This is a genomic window from Bacillus sp. FSL R10-2780 (assembly GCF_038006125.1).
GTDB lineage: Bacteria > Bacillota > Bacilli > Bacillales > Bacillaceae_G > Bacillus_A > Bacillus_A cereus_U.
Map to the genome: position 1 here is coordinate 275,888 of NZ_JBBOUQ010000001.1, position 24,106 is coordinate 299,993.

A 24,106-nucleotide genomic window follows, 5' to 3' on the forward strand; every position below is an offset into this window, starting at 1 on the left:
GGAATAAAAGGAGAGCATATATTAGTCATGTATAATATGTGCTTTCCTTTATTTTTAGAGATTTTTATAATTTAAGTCTTGATAAGTGATACTTTGGGGTTTTTAGTGTTTCATATGTGCTTGTAAAGGAATAATTTCCTCTGTTTGAGCTGCTACTAATTCAGTTTCTTCTTGTTTAGCAACAGGTGCTTTCTTTGTTAAGTAATGATATACCATACCGACAAATACCGATCCGCCAATAATGTTACCGATTGTAACTGGAATTAAGTTATGAATAGCCCCAGCGAAAGTAATTGTATCAGGATGTGGTGAAACTAAAGATAAGGCAAACAATGATAAGTTTGCAATGCTATGCTCATAGCCAGATAAGAAGAATGTGAAAACGAGCATCATTATCATCAATATTTTTGCTGTATCACCTTTTACTTGAGAAGGTAAGAAGCAGGCAAGACATACGAGCCAGTTGCATAAAATCGCTTTAAAGAATAATTGCATTGTAGGTGTGTTCATTTTTCCTTCAACGACTGTATTCATTAAATGACCGTGATCGATTGCTCCGAAAATGCCAGTTGCGTAAAATAGTAAGGCAAAGAATAAAGCGCCAGCTAAGTTACCTGCATAACAAGCAACCCAGTTGCGAAGTGTATCAGAAATAGTTGTTTCTTTTCTTAAAGTTGCCACTGTGAAGTACATTGTATTGCCAGTAAATAATTCAGCACCGCCATATATAATAAGTATCAGAGCAATTCCGAAAAACATGGAGGAAGCTAAATATGTTGCTGGTGAATCAACAACATGAAAAAAGTTACCTAATTTAAAACATAGTACAATAATAAAACCGATATAAATGCCAGCAAGTGCAGCGCGAATGAAATATTGCATTGGATTTGTATCTAGCATTTGCTTTTTGCTCTTAGCCAGTTTTACAACGTAATCTAATCCTTGTTCTAGCATGAGTAATACGCTCCTTTAGTACATCGTCTATAAATACTCCTTATATGAATAAAGTACATGGATTTGTTCTCATTTTCAATAAGTTTGTTCAATGTTTCACAAAAAGGACATACATCTGGAAAGGAAGCGTTTACAAAAGGTAGTATAATGGAATTTTTTCTAAAAATAGAGAGGGATTGAAACGAGGGAAAAAGAAAAAGCGCTGTAATTACAGCGCTTTTTCGTCTAAATTCTTTTCTACTTTTACTTCTACTTCTTTCGAGAAGAACCAACCGCCAACTGCGATTCCAATTAATACAATCCAGAATGTAAGCTTCCACGGAGTAGATTCTGGGAATGAATGCGGAAGGACACCTAAAGCAGGGTGTGCTAGCGTATAAATCGCTAATTTCACACCAACCCAACCTACAATTAAGAATGCTGCAGTTTCAAGTCCTGGTTTACGTTTTAATATTTGTACGAAAGCAGTTGCTGCAAATCGCATTATAACTAATCCGATAAGTCCACCTGTAAAGATAACGATAAATTGACCTGTATCAAGACTACCAATCGTACCTAATCCTGTTTTCGGTAAAGTCACTGCTAATGCAACAGCAGCTAAAATTGAATCAACAGCGAAGGCGATATCAGCAACTTCGACTTTAAATACAGTCCACCAAAAGTTCTCTTGTTTTTTCTTTGCTTCTTTTTCTTCTGTTTCTTCATGTGAATTCTTTTTAACATACGTTTTAAATAAGTGATTCCCCGCGATAAACATAAGATAAATCGCACCAATTGCTTGCACTTGCCATACATCTACTAGGAACGAAATCATAAATAGTGATCCGAAGCGGAAAACGAACGCTCCTGCTAATCCATAAAATAGTGCTTTCTTTCGTTTTTCTTCTGGTAAATGTTTTACCATGATTGCGAGAACGAGAGCGTTATCAGCCGCTAAAATCCCCTCTAGTGCAATTAGGATGAGTAATACCCAACCATACTCCAATAATAATGATACATCCATGTACATTCTCCTCTCATTTCTATAAAGACTAAACAAGTGAAGAAGTTCCCCACTGTTTAGTTTCCCCATACTCCTGCGTATCAACGGTGGAAGGAATTTGAAAACAAAAAAGACCTCTGCCGTTGATAGGCAAAGGTCTTGCTAGACATATGTAATGAAAATGCCAACAAAGCCGGAAGAACTAAGTTCTACGTAATGACGACTTTGTTTCCAAGAAATAGTTCTTGGACGCTACTCCCCTTTGGAGATATGCTATTGTATTCTCATTATATGGATAATTTATACGGTTGTCAACCTGTTAAAATATCTTCGTTGGGATATTTTATTTTTCTTTGTTTTTTACGTGCAAATGAAAAGGCTAATGTTAAAGGCCCCATCTTTCCAAAAAACATCATAAAGATAATAATTGTTTTGCCGATGATTGTTAAGTGTGGCGTCAAATTCATGCTAAGGCCGACAGTTCCAAATGCTGAAAATACTTCAAAAGCACTCATTAATAAAGGAACTTTCTCAGTGATGCTTAAAATTAAAATAGAAAGAAAAATAAACGAAATTGAAATAATAGTAATCGTTAATGATTTGACAATGAGCGCATCTTTAATGGATTTTTTAAACACGACAATATCATCTTGTTCTTGCAAAAATTTAAATACGCCGAAAAACATAATTAAAAAAGTTGTTAACTTAATCCCGCCACCAGTAGAAGCACTGCCAGCACCAATAAACATAAGAAGCATCATTAATAAAAGAGAAGGTTTTGATAATGCAGAGATATCAACAGTATTAAACCCGGCAGTACGCGTTGAAATCGCTTGAAAATAAGCAGCCATACCTTCTTCAAATGGTGTAAAACCTCTCATGGAAATTGAATTATGAAACTCGAATATAAAAATGAAAACTGTAGCAATAATATTGACGATAAGAGTAGAAGAGAGCATAAGCTTTGAGTGCAAAGTAAGGTTTTTAAAGTTTTTCTTTCTTTTTACATCTACGATAACTGTAAAACCAATCCCACCTAAAATAATGAGGGAAGTAATAACGAGATTGACGAGAATGCTATGGGAGTGTGACATTAAATTATCGCTCCACACAGAAAACCCAGCATTGTTAAAGGCTGAGATAGAATGAAAAAAGCTGTAATATATCCCTTTGGCAATCCCGTATTTTGGTACCCATTCAAAGGAGAGAAATAAAGTAGCGATACATTCTACAGTAAAAGAAAATAAAAATAATGCTTTTGCAAGACGAATGATTCCGCCGACATTTGTTTGGTTTAATGCTTGTTGTAATAAAATCCGGTTTTGAAGGCCGATTTTTCTGCCGAGCATAATTGCGATTAAAACAGCAAAGCTCATAATGCCAAGCCCGCCAACTTGTATAAGTGTTAAAATGACACATTGGCCAAATAAGGTAAATACTTTACCAGTGTCCACAACACCAAGCCCTGTAACCGTACAAGCAGAAACCGTTGTAAATAAGGCATCGAGCCATGAAATAGACGTTGTTGTAGCAATTGGCAATTTCAATAGGCATGTACCGATAATCGATAGCATAATAAAAGATACAGTAAGAACACGGGGAGGACTCATGCTAATGTTAATCCGTTTCATTTCACATATCGTTCCTTTCGATTTGCTCTTACTAGTATGTGAAGAAGCACTATTATGTATGTTAAAAAAGAAAGAGGCAGAGAATATCTGCCTCTAAGCCATAGGTTATATAGTTATCCGCGTAATTGTTGTTGAGCTAAAGCAACAAGACGTTTCGTTACTTCACCGCCAACTGATCCGTTAGAACGAGAAGCTGTATTAGATCCTAAGCTTACACCGAATTCTTGTGCGATTTCATATTTGAATTGTTCAAGTGCTTGCTCTGCACCCGGAACTAGTAATTTGTTTGTTTTCACCATGTTGATACACATCCTTAAAGAGTAATCCAGTTTAGCTAAGTGCTATCTGGTAATGTTATTTTATGTGTAAACGACGTACTCATACACGGAAGTAAACGGTGTGATTAGAAGTTCTTGGATAGAAAAAAGAGTAGCAAATTTGCTACTCTTTTTTCAGTATTGTCGCTGTACCTTCTACGACAATATCATCAGATTGATTATATATGTTTGTTTGCAATGTGATGATTTTTTTATCGTCCCGCTTTTTAATAACTTCTGCCACAACGCGAAGTGTATCACCGATTTTGACAGGAGCACGGAATGAAACGTTTTGTGATAAATAAATCGTATTTTTGCCAGGGAGTTTCGTTCCAAGAATGGTAGAAATAAAACTTGAAACGAGCATGCCATGGGCAATACGTTCTTTGAACATTGTCGTTTTTGCAAAAGAGTCTAGAATGTGAATAGGATTTACATCTCCAGTCAATTTTGCAAAATTGATAACGTCCTCATCCGTAATTTTTTTTGTAAGTGATGCTTGATCACCGACTTGAATCTCATCGTAACGAAGCTCTGGAACAGTTTGTGCTTCTTGAAATGGATTCATTTTGTCCTCCTTCTTTTCCATATCGAAAAATGTAAGCCATCTTGATGTAGTAGGAGGAAGAAAGAGTTTTGTTTGTGCTGCAGTTAGTTGCCACATTTTTCTTACTTGATGGAAGTAAATAGATTTTTTGAGTTTTCCTCGAACTGCTTTGCGAGTTCTAGTTGTTTGGACTTGAACTCTCCCAAAAAAACTTCTAACTGTTTTTGAACCTCTTCACGCTGCGACTGTTGTTGTTCGATAAAGTGTTTTGTTGTTTCTTCAAATTGGCCGCTAGTTTGAGTAAGAATAGACAAAGATGTTTTCGTAGGCGAAACAGTAAGTTGGTGCATTTGATTAGAAAGCTCATTCCACTTTTCTTGCCACTCGTTAATTTGATCATTTAAGGAGTTTCCAGTTAATTGCTTCACATAGTCTGTATATTGGTTATTGAACTGAGCAGTGAATTGGTGTAGTTCTTTTTCTAGTTCATTTACTCCTGATGTTAATTTATGCAAAGCGTCTTGTTGTTGTTTTAACGTTTCTAAAGTAAGTTGCTCTAATTGTTTCCCAGCTGAAGAGAAGAGGGAAAGAGATTGAGACCAGTTTTTCCAAAATGCATCGACTAATTCGTATGGCTTAGTTTCCATTGTGTGACCTCCAAATGTTTTTTTGAATATTATGAACGCAGATTACTCTGCTGTACCACCAGGTGAAGATGAAGAATCCTTTTCATCCTTTTCTGGAGAAGTAGAAAATGGAAAGAATGCATTGGTGTATAACGTGAAAAACGTCCGCAACATATTTTGATAATGTTCAAAAGAAGTCGCACATGTTGTTAAATATTGCTCTCCATATTCTGTTAAAGAATAAATTCGTTTCGCTGGCCCGCCTTCGCTTGTATCCCAAGTAGAAGAAATAAGATTTTCTTTTTCTAATTTGCGTAGTGTCCTATACACATTACCTTGGTCAACAGAAGAAAAGCCGATGTCCATTAGCATTTGAATAAGTTTGTAACCATGAAGACTCCAGTCTTTTAGACAGAGAAGTAAGAAAGGAACTAAGAAGTTTTTTGGCATGGAGTTTGGTTGTTTCGCTTGGTTTTTTTCCAAACTTTCTGGGTGTTCTGGTTCATTATGTAGCATGATTGTGCATCACCTCATGAATCAGTTAGATGGAATTTTTTGCTTATAAGTGCAATTTACACCTATCTGTTTTTAATGTCAATACATTTGTTGGAAAATAAAGAAAAATAAAATATATACTTGAATTTCTATTCAGAATATTAGAAAATAGTGAATAGGTTGAATTGTTTCAAAAACGAAAAAGGGAGTGTAGTCGAAGTGATTGATCAAAAATTCGATCCATTGCAAGCATGGAAAAATGCTTATGAACAAACCGAAACATTTTGGGGAAAAGCGCTCAATGAAACAATTAAAACAGAAGAATATTCTGCTTGGATGGGCAGCGTTCTAGATTTGAATTTGTTTTATCAAAAAGCATTAAATGATACGACAAAAAATTATTTAGAACAGGTGAATGTGCCGACGAGAGAGGATATCGCTAGAGTAGCTACGCTTGTTATTAACTTAGAAAATAAAGTTGATAACATCGAGGAAATTCTAGAAGAGAAAGTGGATTCATTAGGACAAGCTCCTACATTAAAGCGTGATGTTACGAAAGTAAAACAAGATATGCGCACGTTGGAAACGAAAGTTGATCAAATTTTAGAATTGCTAGAAAAGCAAAATGCAGTACTAGCTAAACTACAAGTACCTGTAAAAGAAGAAGTAAAGCCTGTAAATAAGCCAGAAAATAAAAAATGATAATCACGTTTGTTTATAACGTGTAAAAGAGAGAGGGAGAATCTCTTTTCATGTATAAACAACGAAACATAATTAATATATGGACTCAATTAGTATGAGTACCAAAATGATTCATAACAATCATTCACAAATTCATTTAAGGGGGAAAAGAAATGGTTCAATTAAATGGCAAAGTAGCAATCGTAACAGGTGGGGCAAAAGGAATTGGAAAAGCAATTACAGTAGCATTAGCAGAAGAGGGAGCAAAAGTAGTTATTAACTATAACAGCAGTAAAGAAGCAGCTGAAAACTTAGTAAATGAATTAGGAAAAGAAGGACATGATGTTTATGCAGTTCAAGCGGATGTTTCTAAAGTAGAAGATGCAAACAGACTTGTAGAAGAAGCTGTGAATCATTTTGGTAAAGTTGATATCCTTGTTAATAATGCTGGTATTACAAGAGATCGTACATTCAAAAAGTTAAATCGTGAAGATTGGGAGCGCGTAATTGACGTGAACTTAAGCAGTGTATTTAATACGACAAGCGCTGTACTTCCATACATATCGGAAGCAGAAGAAGGTAGAATCATTAGTATTTCGTCTATTATTGGCCAAGCAGGTGGATTTGGACAAACAAACTACTCAGCAGCAAAAGCAGGTATGTTAGGATTTACAAAATCATTAGCGTTAGAACTTGCAAGAACAAATGTAACTGTAAACGCAATTTGCCCAGGATTTATTGATACTGAAATGGTAGCAGAAGTACCAGAAGAAGTGCGTCAAAAAATCGTTGCGAAAATCCCGAAAAAACGTTTTGGTCAAGCTGATGAAATTGCAAAAGGTGTAGTATATCTATGCCGTGACGGTGCGTATATCACAGGTCAGCAATTAAACATTAACGGCGGATTATACATGTAATGAAGTAAGAAAAAAAGTGCATATCCATAGCAGGAATGCACTTCTTTTTTTAGAAAGAAATTGACCAAAAAGGAGATAGAAAAAATGACTACATTCGTAACGGAATGGGAAAAGCAATTGGAGTTGTACCCAGAAGAATATCGTAAAGCATATCGCCGTGTGAAAAGAGCGAGCGAAGTTTTATTACGCGAACCAGAACCACAAGTTGGTTTAACGCCGAAAGAGGTTATTTGGACGAAGAATAAAACGAAGCTTTATCGTTACATTCCAAAACAAGAAAAAACACAGAGAGTTCCAATCTTATTAATATACGCTCTTATTAATAAACCGTATATTATGGATTTAACTCCAGGTAATAGTTTAGTGGAATATTTAGTAGATCGTGGTTTTGATGTGTATATGCTTGATTGGGGCACATTTGGTTTAGAAGATAGTCATTTGAAATTTGATGATTTCGTGTTCGATTATATTGCAAAAGCAGTGAAAAAGGTAATGAGAACTGCAAAATCGGACGAGATTTCTTTACTTGGTTATTGCATGGGTGGAACGTTAACATCTATTTATGCAGCGCTTCATCCGGACATGCCAATTCGTAACTTGATTTTTATGACAAGTCCTTTTGATTTCTCTGAAACAGGATTATACGGTCCTTTATTAGATGAGAAATATTTCAATTTAGATAAAGCGGTCGATACATTCGGAAATATTCCGCCAGAAATGATTGATTTCGGAAATAAGATGTTAAAACCAATTACAAACTTTGTCGGCCCATATGTTGCTTTAGTCGATCGTTCAGAAAATGAGCGCTTCGTCGAAAGTTGGAAATTAGTTCAAAAGTGGGTAGGCGATGGTATTCCGTTCCCAGGTGAATCTTATAGACAATGGATTCGTGATTTTTATCAAAATAATAAATTAGTGAAGGGTGAACTCGTTATTCGCGGACAAAAGGTAGACCTTGCAAATATTAAGGCGAATGTCTTAAATATTTCTGCGAAACGTGATCACATTGCTCTGCCATGTCAAGTAGAAGCTTTACTTGATCATATTTCTAGCACAGATAAAGAGTATGTATGTTTGCCGACAGGACATATGTCTATCGTGTATGGTGGAACGGCTGTAAAGCAAACATATCCGACGGTTGGGAATTGGCTTGAAGAGCGTTCTAATTAAAGAGAAGAAATCCAACTAGCGTATGTTAGTTGGATTTTTTTATGGGAAATGACGAAACATAGGAAGGAGAAAAATACATTGTAGGAGTATAATTATGAAGCTTATGACTGGTAAGTTGTTTTGGAGTGCTGGAGTTTCTGTACCTTGTTATCCAACATTAGAAAATGATATGATATGTGATGTGCTAGTAATTGGAAGTGGAGAAGCAGGTGCTCATATAGCGTATTCATTAGCTAAAATTGGAATGCGTGTTATGCTCATTGAAAAAAGAGCAATTGCATGTGGTAGCACAGCTGCAAATACAGGATTATTACAATATGTTAATGATAAATCGTTAACCTCTCTTATTCATACATTTGGTGAAGAGAAAGGGGTACGAGCATATAGACTTTGTTATGAAGCGCTGCAAACAATGGAGAAGGTTGTGCGAACTCTCGATATTGATCCCCATTTTATTCCGCGAAATAGTTTGTATTATGCAAGTAGAGATGAGGATATTTCATTTTTACAAGAAGAATATAATACGTTACGCCATTATGGATTTCCGGTTGAATATTTTACAGAGTCTGATATTAAGAAACGTTATTCATTTGCAAAACAAGCAGCGTTATATACAAGCGGTGATGCAGAAGTGAATCCGTATTTATTAGCGCATAGTCTTTTGCATAAAGCGAAACAAATGGGCGCTACTATATATGAACATACAGAGGCATTACATATTAAACAAATCCAAAATGATTTAATTTGTTACACGAATACAGGAAATAAAATCGTAGCAAAGAATGTTATTATGGCGACAGGTTATGAAGCAATTTTTGGAAAGAAAGAAAAAAATACAACAGTAGAAACGTCTTATGCCGTTGTGACAAATAAGATAGATCATTTTGAAGGCTGGCATGAGCAATCATTAATTTGGGAAACAGCACGTCCGTATTTGTATTGTCGAACGTATCAAAACCGCATTATTGTAGGCGGATTAGATGAGGCGCTGAAAATTCAAAAAATCGGCGATACGAAATTATTGCATAAGCGTAATCTCCTTATTAACATTGTAAAAGAAATGTTCCCGCAGTATAAAAATATACAGGCAGAGTACTATTGGGCAGCAGCATTTGGTGGCAGTCATGACGGTCTTCCTATTTTAAAAGAAGATAAAAACATACATAATTTATATTACGCACTGCCGTATGGGGGAAATGGAACTGTATATGGAATGGTATTTGCGAAATTATTTCAGCAGTTATTTACAAATGAAGAAAGTGATGATTTTTCTTTATTTAATCGATAGAAAAAAGGTAGCGAAGTGATGGAATGAGAGATATAAAAAAGTTTTTACAAAAGTTACGTCCCGTGCAACTTATCGTTGTATTTTATTTACTAGCGGTAGTTGTATCAGTAATTTTACTTAGTTTACCATTTGTTACGAAGCCTGGCGTGAAATGGACATTTATAGATGCGCTGTTTACATCTGTTAGTGCTGTAAGCGTTACAGGACTGTCTGTTGTGACTATTTCAGATACGTTTACAACAGCAGGAATTATTGTTTTAGCCCTGATTTTACAATTAGGCGGATTAGGAATTATGGCACTTGGTACATTCGTTTGGATTATAACGGGTAAAAAGATTGGTTTGCAGCGAAGAAGGTTAATTATGGCAGATCATAACCAAGGAAATTTATCGGGCCTTGTAGAATTGATGCGTTCTATTTTAATTGTAATTATTTCGATAGAACTCATTGGAGCAATACTATTAGGTACAAGATTTTTACTATATTTCCCGACTTGGCAAGAAGCTTATTTTCACGGTTTCTTTGCCGCTGTGAGTGCAACAACGAACGGAGGATTTGATTTAACAGGACAATCACTTATTCCGTACAAAAAAGATTATATTGTTCAAATGATTCATATGTTGCTTATTATTTTAGGGGCTATCGGTTTCCCAGTGCTAATGGAAGTAAAGCAATTCCTTAGTAAAAGGCGACAACAACTATTTCGCTTTTCATTATTTACAAAATTGACGACAATGACATTTTTTGCACTCGTTATTGTCGGAACAATTATGATTTTTCTATTAGAACGAAATCATTTTTTAGTAGGAAAGTCATGGCATGAAACTGTATTTTATACACTATTCCAATCTGTGACGACGCGAAGTGGTGGACTCGCTACAATGGATATACGTGAATTATCACAACCAACACTGTTATTTATGAGTATATTAATGTTCATTGGAGCATCTCCAAGTTCAGTTGGGGGCGGGATACGTACAACAACATTTGCTGTTAGTATATTATCGCTATATACATTTGCAAGGGGTGGGAGAACAGTCCGAGTTTTCAAACGTCAGCTACATGAAGAGGATGTGTTGAAAGCATCTGTCGTTATGACAATGGGGATTTTATTATGTGCCTCGGCGCTATTTATTTTATCCATTACGGAAAATGTACCACTTATGAGTTTGATAGTTGAAGTTTGTTCTGCTTTCGGGACGACTGGACTATCAACAGGTATTACTCCAGAGTTAACAACTGTTGGTAAACTTGTACTCATTGTACTTATGTTTATCGGACGCGTCGGTATTTTAACATTTATATTAGCTAGTGGTGGAAGAGAACAACCACCTCGCTATAAATATCCGAAAGAGAGAATTATTATTGGATAGTATGAAACCATTCTACCTACGTTAGGTAGAATGGTTTTTTTAATCGTTAATTCCAAATTGAGGGTGCATAAAAGCATCATTTTTGTTGTCAACTTCGTTTTTTAGTAGTTCTTGATTTTCTTCTGAAATCCACCCAATATCATTTGTAGGATGGATCCATTCTTCTCCAGCCATAATGGCAGGGTCTACCTCATCACTCCAGTTATTAAGAGGACTGTTAGTGGAATTGTATTTACTGTCTCCAATTACAACATCGTATTGATTAATAAAAGGTTGTTGCATTGGTTTTCCTGTTCCTTTAAAAGAGGGAAAGTTCATTTGATGAGGGAGCGTCTCGTCTAAAATTGGCGATTGGATCGTTTCTTTCTCCTTCAAAGTCATCGCTCCTTTTTATAATGGCTTGTTCGTATGTAGTATTTCCATATATAAGCTCTTATGTACTTGTTAACACTTCCCAGTAATAATTACTGTAAGTTGTTTCAAACTAGAATAGAAAGTTATTTAGTGAGAGCAGGTGAGTATGGTGGTAAAAAGAAAAGTAAAACAAAATGCAGCAATTAATAATAATAAAACTCCGAAAGAAAGCTTACCAGATGCAGAATTTGCATTAGAGTATGAAGGAGAAAATAGTGCGAAGTACGCAAATCGTAATTCAAAAAAAGGTAAACAAAAATGAGGCGTTTTTTACAAACGCCTCATTTTTTTGTGGGATTATAAAGGTTTTTTTAATTATTTGTAAATTTCACGTTGGATATTAGCAGAAAAATGCGAAAAAACATAGAAGTAGCAACGTATTACACAAAAACAAACAACAAACAAAAGATTAATGTTGGTTTAATACTGCTTTTACACTAGTTGTTTATATTTGAGTTGTACATAAGATTTGTAAAAGGAGAGAGAGACAGTGAAAAAAACAATCTTTAAAGCTGTAGCAACTGGAATGGTATTTTCGTTATTAATGGGGTGTGGTGCAAAGAAAGAAGAAAGTGCTGGAGCAAAAGTGAAAGATGATAAATTATCTGGATCATTAACTATTTACACAGCGATTGAAGAAGAGCTTGTACCGATTTATCTTGATTCTTTTAAACAGAAGTACCCAGACGTGAAGTTGAACATTGTTCGTGATTCAACTGGAGTTATTACAGCGAAATTGCTAGCTGAAGGAAAAAATACACAAGCAGATGTTGTATGGGGAACTGCAGCGTCTAGTCTATTAGCTTTAGATAAAAAAGATATGTTAAAAGGATACTCTCCAAAAGGAGCAGATCGTGTTCTTCCGCAATTTAAAGATGATAAGCAACCAGAAAAATGGGTAGGTAATACGGCATTTATGACGGGGATTGCTGTAAATAAAGAAGAATTAAAGAAGAAAAATTTACCGATGCCAGAATCATATGAAGATTTAACGAAACCAGAATATAAAGGAACGCTAGTTATGCCGCATCCAGCTTCTTCTGGAACAGGATTTTTAACAGTTTCTGCATGGCTACAAATTATGGGAGAAGATAAGGGCTGGGATTATATGAAGAAACTTCATGATAATATGGCAACTTATACGCATTCAGGTTCAAAACCAGCGAAATTAGCAGGGGCAGGTGAATATCCAGTTGGTGTATCAATGGTTTATAGTGCTTTGAAAGAGAAACAAAAAGGTGCACCAGTTGAAGTTGTACTGCCGAAAGAAGGATTAGGTTGGGAAGTAGAAGCGAACGCACTTATTAAAAAAGATAATGCAAAAAATGATAAATTAGCACAAGCATTTTTAGATTGGGCAATTACAGATGATGTAATGAAGTTATACTTTGAGAAAAATGGATTTGCGACAATTAAAAATGATTATAAACTTCCAGATGGGTTCCCTAAAGATGTGACAGAAAAGTTATATAAAAAGAATGACTTTAAATGGGCAGCAGAAAATCGCGACAAAATTTTAGAAAAATGGGAAAAAGAGTTTGGCCAAAAAGCAGAACCGAAAAAGTAAGTGAGTGGGAGAGAGAAAAATGAGCGAATATTTATCAATTCAACACATTCAAAAACAGTTTGATGCATTTACAGCGTTAAAAGATATTTCTTTTACTGTGAAAAAAAATGAGTTTGTTTGTTTATTAGGCCCAAGTGGTTGTGGGAAAACGACGTTGCTCAGAATTTTAGCAGGACTGGAAGAGGCAACAACAGGTAGTATTGCTGTGAATGGAAATGATATTACAGCATTACCACCTGGAAAGAGGAACTTCGGAATGGTTTTTCAATCGTATGCATTATTTCCGAATTTAACTGCACTTGAAAACATTGAATACGGCTTAAAGACAAAAAAATATGGAAAAGCAGAAGTAAAAGAGAAAGCGCTATCGGCGTTAGAACTTGTTGATTTGATGAATGTAAAAGATAAATATCCTGCTCAAATGTCCGGTGGACAACAGCAGCGAGTAGCACTTGCACGTGCGCTCGCTCTGTCTCCCGATATTTTGTTACTTGATGAGCCGTTATCTGCTTTAGATGCAAAAGTGCGTGAAAAGTTGCGTAGAGAAATGCGTGATTTGCAAGAAAAAGTGGGAGTAACAACTATTATGGTAACGCATGATCAAGAAGAGGCATTAACGATGGCTGATAAAATTGTTGTAATGAATCATGCGGAAATTATGCAGATTGGAACACCAGAGGAGATTTATCAAAGACCAGCCAATCCGTTTGTGGCAGATTTTATTGGTTCTATTAATTTCTTTTCGAAAAATAACGAAGAACATGCAATTCGTCCTGAACATGTAACTATTGTACAAAATAATGGTATTAAAACAGTTGTAGAAAGCATGGAATTTCGCGGGTCTGTATACCGGACGGAAGTGCGGGTCATAGAAGAGAGAACACACCTTTATAACGAGAAAATTGTAGTGGATATATTGGCATCAGAAGTAGAGGAAACTGCTATTAGAAAAGGAAAGCCAATTCAAATCTCTTTCTCAGAAAATCATATGTTGTCATATGGAAAGAAGGTCATTGTATAGATGGAGATGTTAGAAAACTTTAAGGCAGAAAGTACAAAAAAAAAGATTAAGAGACGTATCGGTAAAGAAGAGTGGATACAAAGACTATTAATTATTGGTATGCTTCTTTCATTTTTAATCATGCTTGTATTGCCTTTATTACAACTGTTTACACAAGCCTTTTATGATAAAGATGGAGCTTTTGTTGGTGTTGCGAATTTCAGTAAATATTTCACAACACCAACGCTAGTTCAATCACTACAAAATACGATATGGATTTCGGGCGCTACAACAATTATTTCGGTTACACTCGCTTTCGCTTACGCATATGCGATCGCTCGTACAAATGTTTTTGGAAAGCGCGTATTTCAATACATAGCATTATTACCATTATTCGCACCGACGATGATGCACGGTATTGCGCTTACATATTTATTTGGTAATCAAGGGTTAATAACAAAAGGGGTGTTTGGTTTATTTGAAGGAATACAAATACCGTTATACGGACCAGTAGGAATTGTAATGGCTGAAGTTATGTATACATTTCCGCAAGCATTCCTTATTTTATTAATTGCTCTTCAAGGTTCTGATTATCGTTTATATGAAGCTTCTAATATGTTAGGTGCAAGTAAAGTGAAACAGTTTTTTACGGTTACTTTACCTAGTGTGAAATACGGATTAATTAGTGCGATGTTCGTTGTATTTACACTTAGTTTCACTGATTTTGGGGCACCTAAAATTGTTGGAGGACAATATAACGTACTTGCTACTGACGTATATAAGCAAGTAATTGGACAGCAAAATATGTCCATGGGCGCAACTGTCGGAATGATTTTATTAATCCCAGCTATTTTCGCATTTGCAGTTGATCGTATTACGCAAAGAAAACAGGCGAATCTCTTATCCTCAAAAGCAGTACCTTATAGAATAATAAATAATAAGAAAAGAGATGTTATTTCATTCGTATATTGTAGCGTAGTCACATTTATGATCATTCTTTTATTTGTGGCAGTTGGTATTGCTGCAAGTGTGAAAGTGTGGCCCTACAATATGAGTTTTACACTTGAGCATTTTAATTTTTCAAGTTTGACAGGAGACGGACTTGAAGCATTTAAAAATAGTGTAATTGTCTCAGCCGTTACGGCAGTTATCGGGGCGATTTTAACATTTGTGTTCGCTTATGCGATTGAAAAAATAGAACAGCTACATTTTTTCAGAAAAGTAGGTTACTTTTTTTCTATTGTACCGTTAGCGATTCCTGGATTAGTACTTGGATTAGGATATGTCTTTTTCTTCAGTCAACCAACAATTCAAATTCTAGGACTTTCAGTAACAAATCCGTTTCATTCCTTATATGGCACAATTGCTGTTTTAGTATTAGTAAATATCATTCATTTTTACTCTGTAACGTTTGTTACCGCAACGACTGCTTTAAAGAAACTGGACCGAGAGTTTGAACTTGTTTCACAGTCGATGAGTGTACCATTCTATAAAACTTTCTTTCGAGTAACAGTACCGATGTGCTTACCAGCTATTTTAGAAATGGTTATGTACTATTTCGTAAATTCAATGGTAACTGTATCGGCAGTAGTGTTCTTATACGCGGCTGATTTTAAACTAGCTGCTGTATCAATTGTAAATATGGATGATGCAGGAAATGTAGCACCAGCAGCTGCAATGAGTGTACTTATTGTTGTTACAAATATTGTAGTGAGAGTTGTATATGAATGGGGAACGAAAGCACTTCGTAACCGAACTTCACAATGGCAAAAAAGATAAGTAAGAAGGGTGATGGATAGAATGAAAATTGAAGCAGTTATTTTTGATTGGGCAGGTACAACAGTTGATTACGGATGTTTTGCACCACTGGAAGTATTCATGAAAATTTTTCATAAACGTGGTGTTGAAATTACAGCAGAAGAAGCACGTAAGCCAATGGGATTATTAAAAATAGATCATGTAAGGGAACTAACAGAAATGCCTCGTATTGCGAATGAGTGGAAGCGTGTTTTCGGACAATTACCAACAGAAGCAGACATTCATGAGATGTATAAAGAATTTGAAGAAATTCTCTTTGCTATTTTGCCAAACTATGCCACGCCAATTGATGGGATAAGAGAAGTAATTACTTCATTACGTAAAAGAGGCATTAAAGTTGGCTCAACAACTGGCTATACGAGAGAAATGATGGACATTGTTGCAAAAGAAGCAGAGATACAAGGGTATAAACCTGATTTTCTTGTGACACCAAATGATGTTCCAGCAGGCCGTCCGTATCCGTGGATGTGCTATAAAAATGCGATGGAATTAGGTGTATATCCAATGAATCATATGATAAAAGTTGGAGACACCGTATCAGATATGAAAGAGGGCAGAAATGCTGGAATGTGGACAGTTGGTGTAATCCTCGGTAGTAGTGAGCTCGGTTTAACGGAAGAGGAAGTTGAGAATATGGATCCGTTAGAGCTTCGTGAAAAAATAGAAGTAGTTCGTAATCGTTTCGTTGAAAATGGGGCTCATTTTACAATTGAAACGATGCAGGAGCTCGAAAACGTAATTGAACATATCGAGAAACAAGAACTTATTATTTCATAAAGGAGGCATAGGGTCATGAATGAAAATCACTATTTATTATTAACGCCAGGACCATTAACGACAACAAAAACTGTAAAAGAAGTTATGTTATACGATTGGTGTACGTGGGATGTTGAATATAACACGATGGTGCAAGATGTAAGAAATAGGCTTGTATCGTTAGCGACAAAGGAAGAAGAAAAGTACACAACAGTTTTAATGCAGGGAAGCGGTACGTTTTCGGTTGAAGCAGTAATTGGTTCTGTTATTCCTAGAAACGGAAAGCTGCTAGTTTGTACAAATGGTGCGTACGGTAAGCGGATTGTACAAATGGCAGAGATGTTACATATAGATGTGGTGGTCAGTCAAACAGAAGAGTGGGAGCCTACTAATATTGCAGAAGTAGAACAGTTATTGCAACAAGATAAAAAGATTACGCATATAGCAGTTGTTCATTGTGAAACAACGACAGGTATTATTAATCCAATTGTAGATGTATGTGAATTAGGAAAACAATACGGAAAAGTTACACTGGTTGATGCGATGAGTAGTTTCGGTGGTATTGAAATAGATATCGCTGAGTTGCAAATTGACTTTCTAATTAGTAGTGCGAATAAATGTATTCAAGGTGTTCCCGGATTCGGTTTTGTCATCGCAAATCGTGATGAATTATTGAAATGCAAAGGGCAAGCCCGTTCTTTATCATTAGATTTATATGATCAGTGGGAAACGATGGAAGAGCAAAATGGGAAATGGCGCTTTACCTCACCAACCCATATTGTACGTGCCTTCTATCAGGCATTGCTTGAATTAGAAGAAGAAGGCGGGGTAAGAGCCCGTTACAATCGATATTATAACAATCAAAAACTATTAGTGAACAAAATGAAAGAAATAGGCTTTAAGTCATTAGTAGATGAAAAATATCAATCTCCTATTATTACATCTTTCATTTATCCAGAAGCAGGATTTGAATTTAAGCAGCTATATAACGAATTAAAGCAGTATGGATTTGTTATTTATCCAGGTAAAATTTCGAAAGTAGATACGTTCCGCATTGGAAATATCGGTGATGTACATGAAGAAGATATTAATCGCTTAGTTGATAGTATTGCTAAAGGGGTTGTTATAGGGTGAAAGTATTTTGCTTAGGTGGAGCAGGTAAAATTTGTCGTGAAGCAATTTTAGATTTAGTTCAATTTTCATCTTTTGAGACGATTACGGTAGCCGATTTTAATGAAGAGGAAGGCCGAAAAGTAGTAGAGTGGTTAAATGATCCTCGTGTTGATTTTGTAAAAGTCGATGTGACAAATCATGAGGATACGGTCGCAAAAATGAAGGGCTATGACATTGTAATGGATGGCACGACGATAAAGTTAAATGGCTTGTCTACTCGCTGTATTGCAGATGCCGGCTGTCACGGTGTGAACTTGAATGGATTTGGTGAAGAAAATAAATCCCATTCTATATTTGTTCAAAACGGAAAAGCATGTTTACCTGGGTTTGGTATGACGCCAGGTGTAACGCAAATGATGGCTATGTATGCAGCAAATCAGCTAGATACTGTAGAGTCAGTTAGAGTAAGTCATGGCTCATATCGTCCAATTGCTTTTTCTGCATCAATTACAGAAACAACGACATATGAATATGATCCACATTTACCGTCGCGTACAGTGTATGAAGATGGTGAATTTAAGCAAGTACCTCCGTTTGCGCGCCCGAGAGAAATTGAATTACCAGCGCCTTACGGAAAAACAATGCAGTATATCATCCCGCACTCAGAAACGATTACGTTAGCGAAGGCACTGGAGGATAAAGGTGTTGGGCTGATAGAAACGAGAGGTACTTGGCCAGAGCAAAATATGCAGCTCGTTCGTGCTTTATATGATTATGGTATATTGCGTAATGATCAAATTGAAATAAACGGTAAAGAAATTGGTATTATGGATTGTATTTCGAAGTATCTATTACAATCGAAAGAAGGGCAAGCAACAGAGCTTTATGGTTATGCACTTCATGTAGAAGTAGTAGGTATGAAAAATAATCAAAAACAGCGACATGTATTATACCATACACATCCGCTATCTGACGGTTCTGTAGTAGGTTGGGAGAAATTAAGAGCCTATACAAGAAATGTTGGTATCCCATTTGGAGTTGCTACAGAGTTAATTGCAAAAGGAGTAGTTAATAAAGTCGGTGTTATTACTCCTGAAGAAGCTTTTGAAAATCCACAAATTATTTTTGATGAATTGGAAAAGCGTGGTATTTATATTCATGAAGAAATTTTCACTGAAAAAGAAAATTATAACTTTGTATAAGTAAGGCAGTTTATGAGGTAGATATAAATGGGGTGAGGCTATGTCTGTAGTAGGTGAAGAGAGAAAGAGGACAATTCTTGAGAAGGTAGAGTTTAAAGGGAAAGTAAAAGTTTCAGAATTAGCGAGAGAGTTCGCAGTATCAACAGAGACGATTCGTCGGTATTTAGAAGAATTAGATCGTGAAAAAAAATTGAAGAAAGTGTATGGTGGAGCTGTTCAACTTCCGGGAGCTGGGATAGAGGCACCGATGTTAGAACGAGAGATGCTGCATATAGAAGAGAAGAAAAGAATTGGGTATAAAGCAGCAACGTTTGTGGAAGATGGGGATGTTATTGCGATTGATGATGGAAGTACACCACTTCAAATGGTGCCATATCTTGTTCATCGTAAAAATTTAACGATTGTTACGAGCTCTTTTCCAGTAGCGACACAATTAATATCTTCTATTAATAAAAAGATGTTTCACGGTGAAGTTTTATTTATAGGCGGGAAAGTATCTCCAAAACATTCACGTGTGTCGGGGTCTATTTCGCAGCAAGTGATTCATCAATTCCATTTTCATAAAGCATTCGTTTCGATTGATGGATTGTTACCTAGCTTTGGGGTTTCCAGCTTTGAATTAGAAAAAGCGAAACTGTCAGAAGCGATGATTAAATTATCGGAGAAAACGTATATTTTATGCGATCATACAAAGATAGGCGTAAAAGGGAACTACCGAATATCAGGATTTTCTCGTATTCAACATGTTATTTGTGATAAGAAAATGCCATATAGTTTTGAAGAAGAAGTTAAAAAGCATAATATTCAATGGACAGTTTGCTAGTAAGCGGCGGGAGGTTTCATCTTTCGTTAATTATTAGCAAGGACTAGCCACTCAAGCTTTTATGGATAGTGGGGCTTACTTAACAAAAATTTTGATATGCTCTCGAATAGTGAGAGAAAAGATTTGCATTCGTGCAAAAAGTGGACACATTTTCTCGCTTCCTTCATATAATTTACCAATAGAAAAAAAGTTGGCTGAAGGAAAGAGGGGACAGGAATGTCGGAACGAATATATAATAAGCTTGTAGTTTACACGAATATTTTGCAGAAGATCGGTGTTATTAATGAGAAGGAAAAAAGTGAAATTCTTCATACAATAGGTAAAAAAGCCCTTTGAATAAAGGGTTTTTTTATTTTTTATCGTCGGAAATATAATTTTAATGTAATATTCTCGTTGACAACGATAATGAGATTCATTATCATTTATTTGTAGGTAATTGATAAAAGTTATCAATTACTAAAAATTATATAAGACAAGGGGATATTATTTTGAAAAAAAATTATATTAAGGCGCTAGTAGTAGCAACAACATTAGCAATTCCATTTGCTGCGTATTCTACTCCAGCATTAGCAGCAATAAAAATTGAAGCAAATCAGTCGGTAGCAGCAGCGAGTGATCGTACGTATGATACTGAGATTAAAATTTATAAGGATCAAAAAGACGAGCCATCTATGGTTTCTCAATACATAAAAAATCCTAAAGTAGCGATTGAAGACGGGAAAAAAATTGTTACTGTAACTGTACAAGATAGCGATTATTTTCAATACCTTAGAATAGAAGATAGAAACCAGCCGGGTGTATTTCATGATGTGAAAGTTTTGTCAGAAGATAAGAGAAAAAATGGGACGAAAGTAGTTCAATTTGAAATTGGTGAATTTGAGAAGAAGCATAATATGCAAATGCATATACTTATTCCGGCTATTGGATATGATCATAAATATCAAGTTCAATTTGAAATTAAAGATCCGACTTTAGGCGAGAAAGAAACAGGGAAACCAGATGATGATTCTAATTCAGGCAATACGGAAACGGATACTCCAGTTGATAGTCAAAACATGATAACAGATAAGAAACTACGAGAACTTGTTAATAAAAAAGTATTTAATAGAAAAGATTTAAATACACCAATTACGAAAGAAGAGTTATTACAAGTAAATGATTTGTTTTTAAATACGAATGAGATTCTTGATTATAGTGCATTAAAATATATGCCAAATTTAAAATCTTTAACAGTTGCGAATGCGAAGATAAAAGATCCGTCGTTCTTTACGAACTTAAAGCAATTGAAACATTTGGCTTTACGCGCTAATGAAATTGTAGATGTAACACCACTTGTTAAGATGGATAATTTAGAATCTCTTGATTTAAGTAATAATAAAATTACGAACGTTGCACCACTAACGGAAATGAAAAATGTAACAAGTTTATATTTAGCAGGAAATCAAATTGAGGATGTAGCACCATTAGCGAAAATGGAACAATTAGATTACTTGAATGTGGCAAACAATAAAATTTCAAACGTTGCTCCGTTAAGTAAGTTGAAAAATGTAACATACTTATCTTTAGCAGGAAATCAAATTGAAGATATTACACCGCTGTATACGTTACCGTTAAAAGATTTAGTATTAACGCGTAATAAAGTTAAAGATTTATCAGGAATTGATCAATTGAATCAATTACAAGAGTTATGGATTGGGAAAAATGAAATAAAAGATGTTACTCCTCTAAGTAAGATGACACAGTTGAAAGTTTTAAACTTACCTAACAATGAGTTAAAGGATATTACTCCATTATCAAGTCTAGTAAACTTACAAAAACTTGATTTGGAAGCAAATTACATTTCAGACTTAACACCAGTTAGCAATTTGAAAAAGTTAGTATTTCTAAGTTTTGTTGCAAATGAAATCCGTGATGTTCGACCAGTTGTAGAACTAAGTAAAACGGCTTACATCAATGTTCAAAATCAAAAAGTATTTTTAGAGGAAACAGAAGTAAATAAAGAAGTGAAAGTACCTGTATACGAAAAAGATGGTAAAATCTCTACAAAAATTCGTTTGAAGAGTGAAGGTGGTACGTATAGTAACGATGTAGTTAAGTGGAGTACACCAGGTGAGAAAGTATATGAATTTGGTGTGAAAGATCCATTTGCGGATACAGGAATCTTCTTCACAGGGTCTGTTATTCAAAATGTTGTAAATGAAAAAGTAGCGGAAGAAGTAATTGAATTTAAAGATGTGCCAAAGGGTCATTGGTCAGAAGAAGCAATTAACTATTTAGCGAAAGAAAAGTTATTTATAGGCTATGGAAATGGGCAATTTGGATTTGGTGACAACATTACTCGCGGGCAAGTAGCACTTCTAATACAAAGGTATTTAAAATTAGACACTGATTTAGAACAAAAAACGATGTTTACAGATACGAAAGGAAATATGTATGAAAAGGCTATTGATGCAGTGGTACAAGCTGGAATTATGACAGGATACGGTAATGATAAGTTCCGTCCAGATGGAGTATTAACTCGTTATGAAATGTCAGTGGTATTACAAAGAGTATTCCAGTTAAAGGAAAATGAAAATAGTGTAGAGATCTTTAAAGATGTGCCATCTGGTCATTGGGCGGAAGGATATGTGAAAGCTTTAGTGGATAATAAAGTATCAAAAGGTGACGGAAAAGGTGATTTTTCAGGTGATGATTTCGTAACACGTGAACAATACGCACAATTTTTGTATAACGCAATAATTAAATAATAAATGAGAAAAATACGTTATTTTTTAATAAGAAGAATAACGTATTTTTTATATGTACAAAATCAGGTGCGAAATAGACAGGAGTGCTTATATGTGATATGCCTATTTTTCCGATAGGTGCTGAAACCGTATTGACAAAAAGGTATTCTCGTGTGATAATTCAATTAAATTTTTAGAATAATCAAAAAATATTCCTTTTACATAGAAAGGATTTGAACATTATATTAATATTACGCCGGGGGTGACGAAATGTTATTTTTTCTGAAGAAATGGAACGAATTAAAAGATGTGAAAGCAGAATTGGCACTTCGCGATTGGTTTTATGGTACAAAAATTAGTTTATCGCTGTGTACGTCAAAAGAGCCATTAACATTTTTAGTGAATGTAGAGGGAAGAGATAAAGGGGTATTTTCTGAAGAAGATTTTATTGTCGTAAATTGCATGTGTGAGCCAGTATTTGAAAACGAAGAAAAACCAGCTACAGAGTCATTTATGCATGCGGATATTTATAAAAAAAGTAGTGCAGAATGTATTTTACAAGTGCAAACTGTAGATAGTCATTTAATGTCAGAGCTATATGGGAAAGAAGGAGAAGTAACATTCGAAAAACGCAGTGTGGAACGTGTTTTTGGAAAAGAAGGTATTACAGAAATGACAATTCCGATTGTAGAAGATGAAAAGAAATTCGCTGATTTATTAGAAAGTAATGTTCCAAATTTTATTGAAGGCGGAGGAGTAGTTCTTGTTCATAATTACGGAATGATCGTGTGGGGGAAAACGCCAGAAGAAGCGAAAAAATGGTTGGAAGGTATAGAATATTTAATGAACTATCACGTAAAGCTTTTAATGATAAAAGGGGCAAAGAGCTCTGTTATATAAAAATGTATTCACAGTGGTTACCATTCCATAAAGAAATGAAAGCGTTTTAAAAATAATTTTACTCATAAAATATAGGTCTCCTTATTATATATAGATTACATGTTGACATGTAAGGAGGAACATATTTTGCGAGTTAAATATCATTTTCTGCCGAAACAGCAGGTGACATTTTGCAAAACGAATGATTCTGGTGAAAAGGCGTTACAAATTATGAATGAAACGGGATTCCGCGCAATCCCTGTATTAGCAGAAAATGAGAAGGAATTCACGGGGATTATTTATAAAGTAGATCTTTTAGAAAAGAAGTGTAATAGCAGATTAGAGGATGTAAGTACAGAAGATGTACTGGAAAATTCAAATTCGTTTATTTTTGAAAAAGATTCTTTTTTTAGAGCTTTTTACGTTATTCGCCGTCTCCCGTTTTTAGCGGTTTTAAATGAGTATAATGAATTTGTCGGCATTTTAACACATTCTAATGTATTTGATGTTATTGAGGATTCGTTCGGTATGCGGACGGGTGGTTATATATTAACAATTGCAACACAAGATTGTAAGGGCACAATTAAAGAGCTTGGGACATTATTAAAAGCATATAATATCGGTGGACTGTTTACGCTTGATAACGGTGATCAATATATTCGCCGTGTTATCGTAAATATATCGGATGAGTTAAATGAAAAAAAATTAAAGCAATTAATTGAAAAGATAGAGAAAAAGGGATTTAGGGTGAGTCATGTAGATTATATTTAAGTTAAACAAGGTACCTATCTGCTATGTGTAGATAGGTACCTTGTTTAGTGCGAGAA

At 35.2% G+C, this 24,106-nt stretch carries 24 protein-coding genes and 1 riboswitch; of the genes, 16 read left to right on the forward strand and 8 right to left on the reverse strand.

Annotated elements, in window-relative coordinates:
• Positions 1-102: 102 nt before the first annotated feature.
• The 7 genes from NSQ47_RS01440 to phaQ all read right to left on the reverse strand — a co-directional run bounded on the left by NSQ47_RS01440 (position 103) and on the right by phaQ (position 5,573).
• The gene (locus tag NSQ47_RS01440; protein ID WP_002158753.1) at positions 103-954 is read right to left on the reverse strand and encodes a formate/nitrite transporter family protein; all 852 of its coding nucleotides are present in this window, start codon (positions 952-954) and stop codon (positions 103-105) included.
• Positions 955-1,162: 208 nt separating this feature from the next.
• Positions 1,163-1,957: a TerC family protein gene (locus tag NSQ47_RS01445; RefSeq protein ID WP_002158752.1), complete on the reverse strand. Its 795-nt coding sequence runs from the start codon at positions 1,955-1,957 to the stop codon at positions 1,163-1,165.
• Positions 1,958-2,036: 79 nt separating this feature from the next.
• Positions 2,037-2,209: riboswitch (yybP-ykoY riboswitch) on the reverse strand.
• A 38-nt stretch (positions 2,210-2,247) separates the two neighbouring features.
• On the reverse strand, positions 2,248-3,567 hold the full coding sequence (locus NSQ47_RS01450) for a TrkH family potassium uptake protein (RefSeq protein WP_341035918.1): 1,320 nt from the start codon (positions 3,565-3,567) through the stop codon (positions 2,248-2,250).
• Positions 3,568-3,680: 113 nt separating this feature from the next.
• Positions 3,681-3,866 carry an alpha/beta-type small acid-soluble spore protein gene (locus NSQ47_RS01455; RefSeq protein WP_000241212.1) on the reverse strand — a complete coding sequence of 62 codons (186 nt, stop codon included), beginning with the start codon at positions 3,864-3,866 and terminating at the stop codon, positions 3,681-3,683.
• 142 nt (positions 3,867-4,008) lie between these two features.
• Complete coding sequence (locus NSQ47_RS01460) at positions 4,009-4,452, reverse strand: MaoC family dehydratase (RefSeq protein WP_001067911.1); 444 nt, start codon at positions 4,450-4,452, stop codon at positions 4,009-4,011.
• A 101-nt stretch (positions 4,453-4,553) separates the two neighbouring features.
• Positions 4,554-5,078 (reverse strand): polyhydroxyalkanoic acid inclusion protein PhaP, encoded by a 525-nt coding sequence (gene phaP / locus NSQ47_RS01465; RefSeq protein WP_002158750.1) that lies wholly within the window; start codon positions 5,076-5,078, stop codon positions 4,554-4,556.
• 42 nt (positions 5,079-5,120) lie between these two features.
• Positions 5,121-5,573: a poly-beta-hydroxybutyrate-responsive repressor gene (gene phaQ, locus NSQ47_RS01470; RefSeq protein WP_000903018.1), complete on the reverse strand. Its 453-nt coding sequence runs from the start codon at positions 5,571-5,573 to the stop codon at positions 5,121-5,123.
• Positions 5,574-5,771: 198 nt separating this feature from the next.
• On the opposite strand from phaQ, the gene phaR reads away from it, so the two are divergent.
• The 5 genes from phaR to NSQ47_RS01495 all read left to right on the forward strand — a co-directional run bounded on the left by phaR (position 5,772) and on the right by NSQ47_RS01495 (position 10,981).
• Positions 5,772-6,254, forward strand: a complete 483-nt coding sequence (phaR, locus tag NSQ47_RS01475) for a polyhydroxyalkanoic acid synthase subunit PhaR (RefSeq protein ID WP_000566956.1) — start codon at positions 5,772-5,774, stop codon at positions 6,252-6,254.
• Between the two features lie 152 nt (positions 6,255-6,406).
• Entirely contained in the window at positions 6,407-7,150 is a 744-nt protein-coding gene (locus tag NSQ47_RS01480) for an acetoacetyl-CoA reductase (protein ID WP_000250406.1), read from the forward strand.
• Positions 7,151-7,234: 84 nt separating this feature from the next.
• Complete coding sequence (phaC, locus tag NSQ47_RS01485; protein ID WP_002011573.1) at positions 7,235-8,320, forward strand: class III poly(R)-hydroxyalkanoic acid synthase subunit PhaC; 1,086 nt, start codon at positions 7,235-7,237, stop codon at positions 8,318-8,320.
• A 94-nt stretch (positions 8,321-8,414) separates the two neighbouring features.
• Positions 8,415-9,608 (forward strand): NAD(P)/FAD-dependent oxidoreductase, encoded by a 1,194-nt coding sequence (locus NSQ47_RS01490; RefSeq protein ID WP_341035919.1) that lies wholly within the window; start codon positions 8,415-8,417, stop codon positions 9,606-9,608.
• 23 nt (positions 9,609-9,631) lie between these two features.
• Positions 9,632-10,981: a TrkH family potassium uptake protein gene (locus NSQ47_RS01495; RefSeq protein WP_002158746.1), complete on the forward strand. Its 1,350-nt coding sequence runs from the start codon at positions 9,632-9,634 to the stop codon at positions 10,979-10,981.
• Between the two features lie 39 nt (positions 10,982-11,020).
• Here NSQ47_RS01495 and NSQ47_RS01500 read toward each other — a convergent pair whose 3' ends face one another.
• Positions 11,021-11,356 carry a DUF3905 domain-containing protein gene (locus NSQ47_RS01500; protein ID WP_002201254.1) on the reverse strand — a complete coding sequence of 112 codons (336 nt, stop codon included), beginning with the start codon at positions 11,354-11,356 and terminating at the stop codon, positions 11,021-11,023.
• Positions 11,357-11,501: 145 nt separating this feature from the next.
• Here NSQ47_RS01500 and NSQ47_RS01505 point away from each other — a divergent pair, with 145 nt between their 5' ends.
• The 11 genes from NSQ47_RS01505 to cbpA all read left to right on the forward strand — a co-directional run bounded on the left by NSQ47_RS01505 (position 11,502) and on the right by cbpA (position 24,050).
• Positions 11,502-11,657 carry a hypothetical protein gene (locus NSQ47_RS01505; RefSeq protein WP_002158744.1) on the forward strand — a complete coding sequence of 52 codons (156 nt, stop codon included), beginning with the start codon at positions 11,502-11,504 and terminating at the stop codon, positions 11,655-11,657.
• A 228-nt stretch (positions 11,658-11,885) separates the two neighbouring features.
• Positions 11,886-12,962, forward strand: coding sequence for a putative 2-aminoethylphosphonate ABC transporter substrate-binding protein (locus NSQ47_RS01510; protein WP_002201253.1), 1,077 nt, complete (start codon positions 11,886-11,888; stop codon positions 12,960-12,962).
• A 19-nt stretch (positions 12,963-12,981) separates the two neighbouring features.
• Positions 12,982-13,983: a putative 2-aminoethylphosphonate ABC transporter ATP-binding protein gene (locus NSQ47_RS01515; RefSeq protein WP_002202702.1), complete on the forward strand. Its 1,002-nt coding sequence runs from the start codon at positions 12,982-12,984 to the stop codon at positions 13,981-13,983.
• Positions 13,984-15,741, forward strand: a complete 1,758-nt coding sequence (locus NSQ47_RS01520) for a putative 2-aminoethylphosphonate ABC transporter permease subunit (RefSeq protein WP_341035920.1) — start codon at positions 13,984-13,986, stop codon at positions 15,739-15,741.
• A gap of 21 nt (positions 15,742-15,762) precedes the next feature.
• Positions 15,763-16,557 carry a phosphonoacetaldehyde hydrolase gene (phnX, locus tag NSQ47_RS01525; protein ID WP_070138972.1) on the forward strand — a complete coding sequence of 265 codons (795 nt, stop codon included), beginning with the start codon at positions 15,763-15,765 and terminating at the stop codon, positions 16,555-16,557.
• Between the two features lie 15 nt (positions 16,558-16,572).
• Positions 16,573-17,670, forward strand: a complete 1,098-nt coding sequence (gene phnW, locus NSQ47_RS01530) for a 2-aminoethylphosphonate--pyruvate transaminase (RefSeq protein WP_002201249.1) — start codon at positions 16,573-16,575, stop codon at positions 17,668-17,670.
• The gene (locus NSQ47_RS01535) at positions 17,667-18,851 is read left to right on the forward strand and encodes a saccharopine dehydrogenase family protein (RefSeq protein ID WP_341035921.1); all 1,185 of its coding nucleotides are present in this window, start codon (positions 17,667-17,669) and stop codon (positions 18,849-18,851) included. The genes phnW and NSQ47_RS01535 overlap by 4 nt, the downstream gene beginning before the upstream one ends.
• A gap of 40 nt (positions 18,852-18,891) precedes the next feature.
• The gene (locus NSQ47_RS01540; RefSeq protein WP_002201247.1) at positions 18,892-19,674 is read left to right on the forward strand and encodes a DeoR/GlpR family DNA-binding transcription regulator; all 783 of its coding nucleotides are present in this window, start codon (positions 18,892-18,894) and stop codon (positions 19,672-19,674) included.
• 488 nt (positions 19,675-20,162) lie between these two features.
• Complete coding sequence (locus NSQ47_RS01545; protein WP_341035923.1) at positions 20,163-22,421, forward strand: NEAT domain-containing leucine-rich repeat protein; 2,259 nt, start codon at positions 20,163-20,165, stop codon at positions 22,419-22,421.
• A gap of 249 nt (positions 22,422-22,670) precedes the next feature.
• A complete protein-coding gene (locus NSQ47_RS01550) occupies positions 22,671-23,300 on the forward strand; it encodes a class II aldolase/adducin family protein (RefSeq protein WP_341035924.1) in 630 nt (209 codons plus the stop codon).
• Positions 23,301-23,426: 126 nt separating this feature from the next.
• Positions 23,427-24,050, forward strand: a complete 624-nt coding sequence (gene cbpA, locus NSQ47_RS01555; protein WP_088078084.1) for a cyclic di-AMP binding protein CbpA — start codon at positions 23,427-23,429, stop codon at positions 24,048-24,050.
• Positions 24,051-24,106 lie beyond the last annotated feature (56 nt).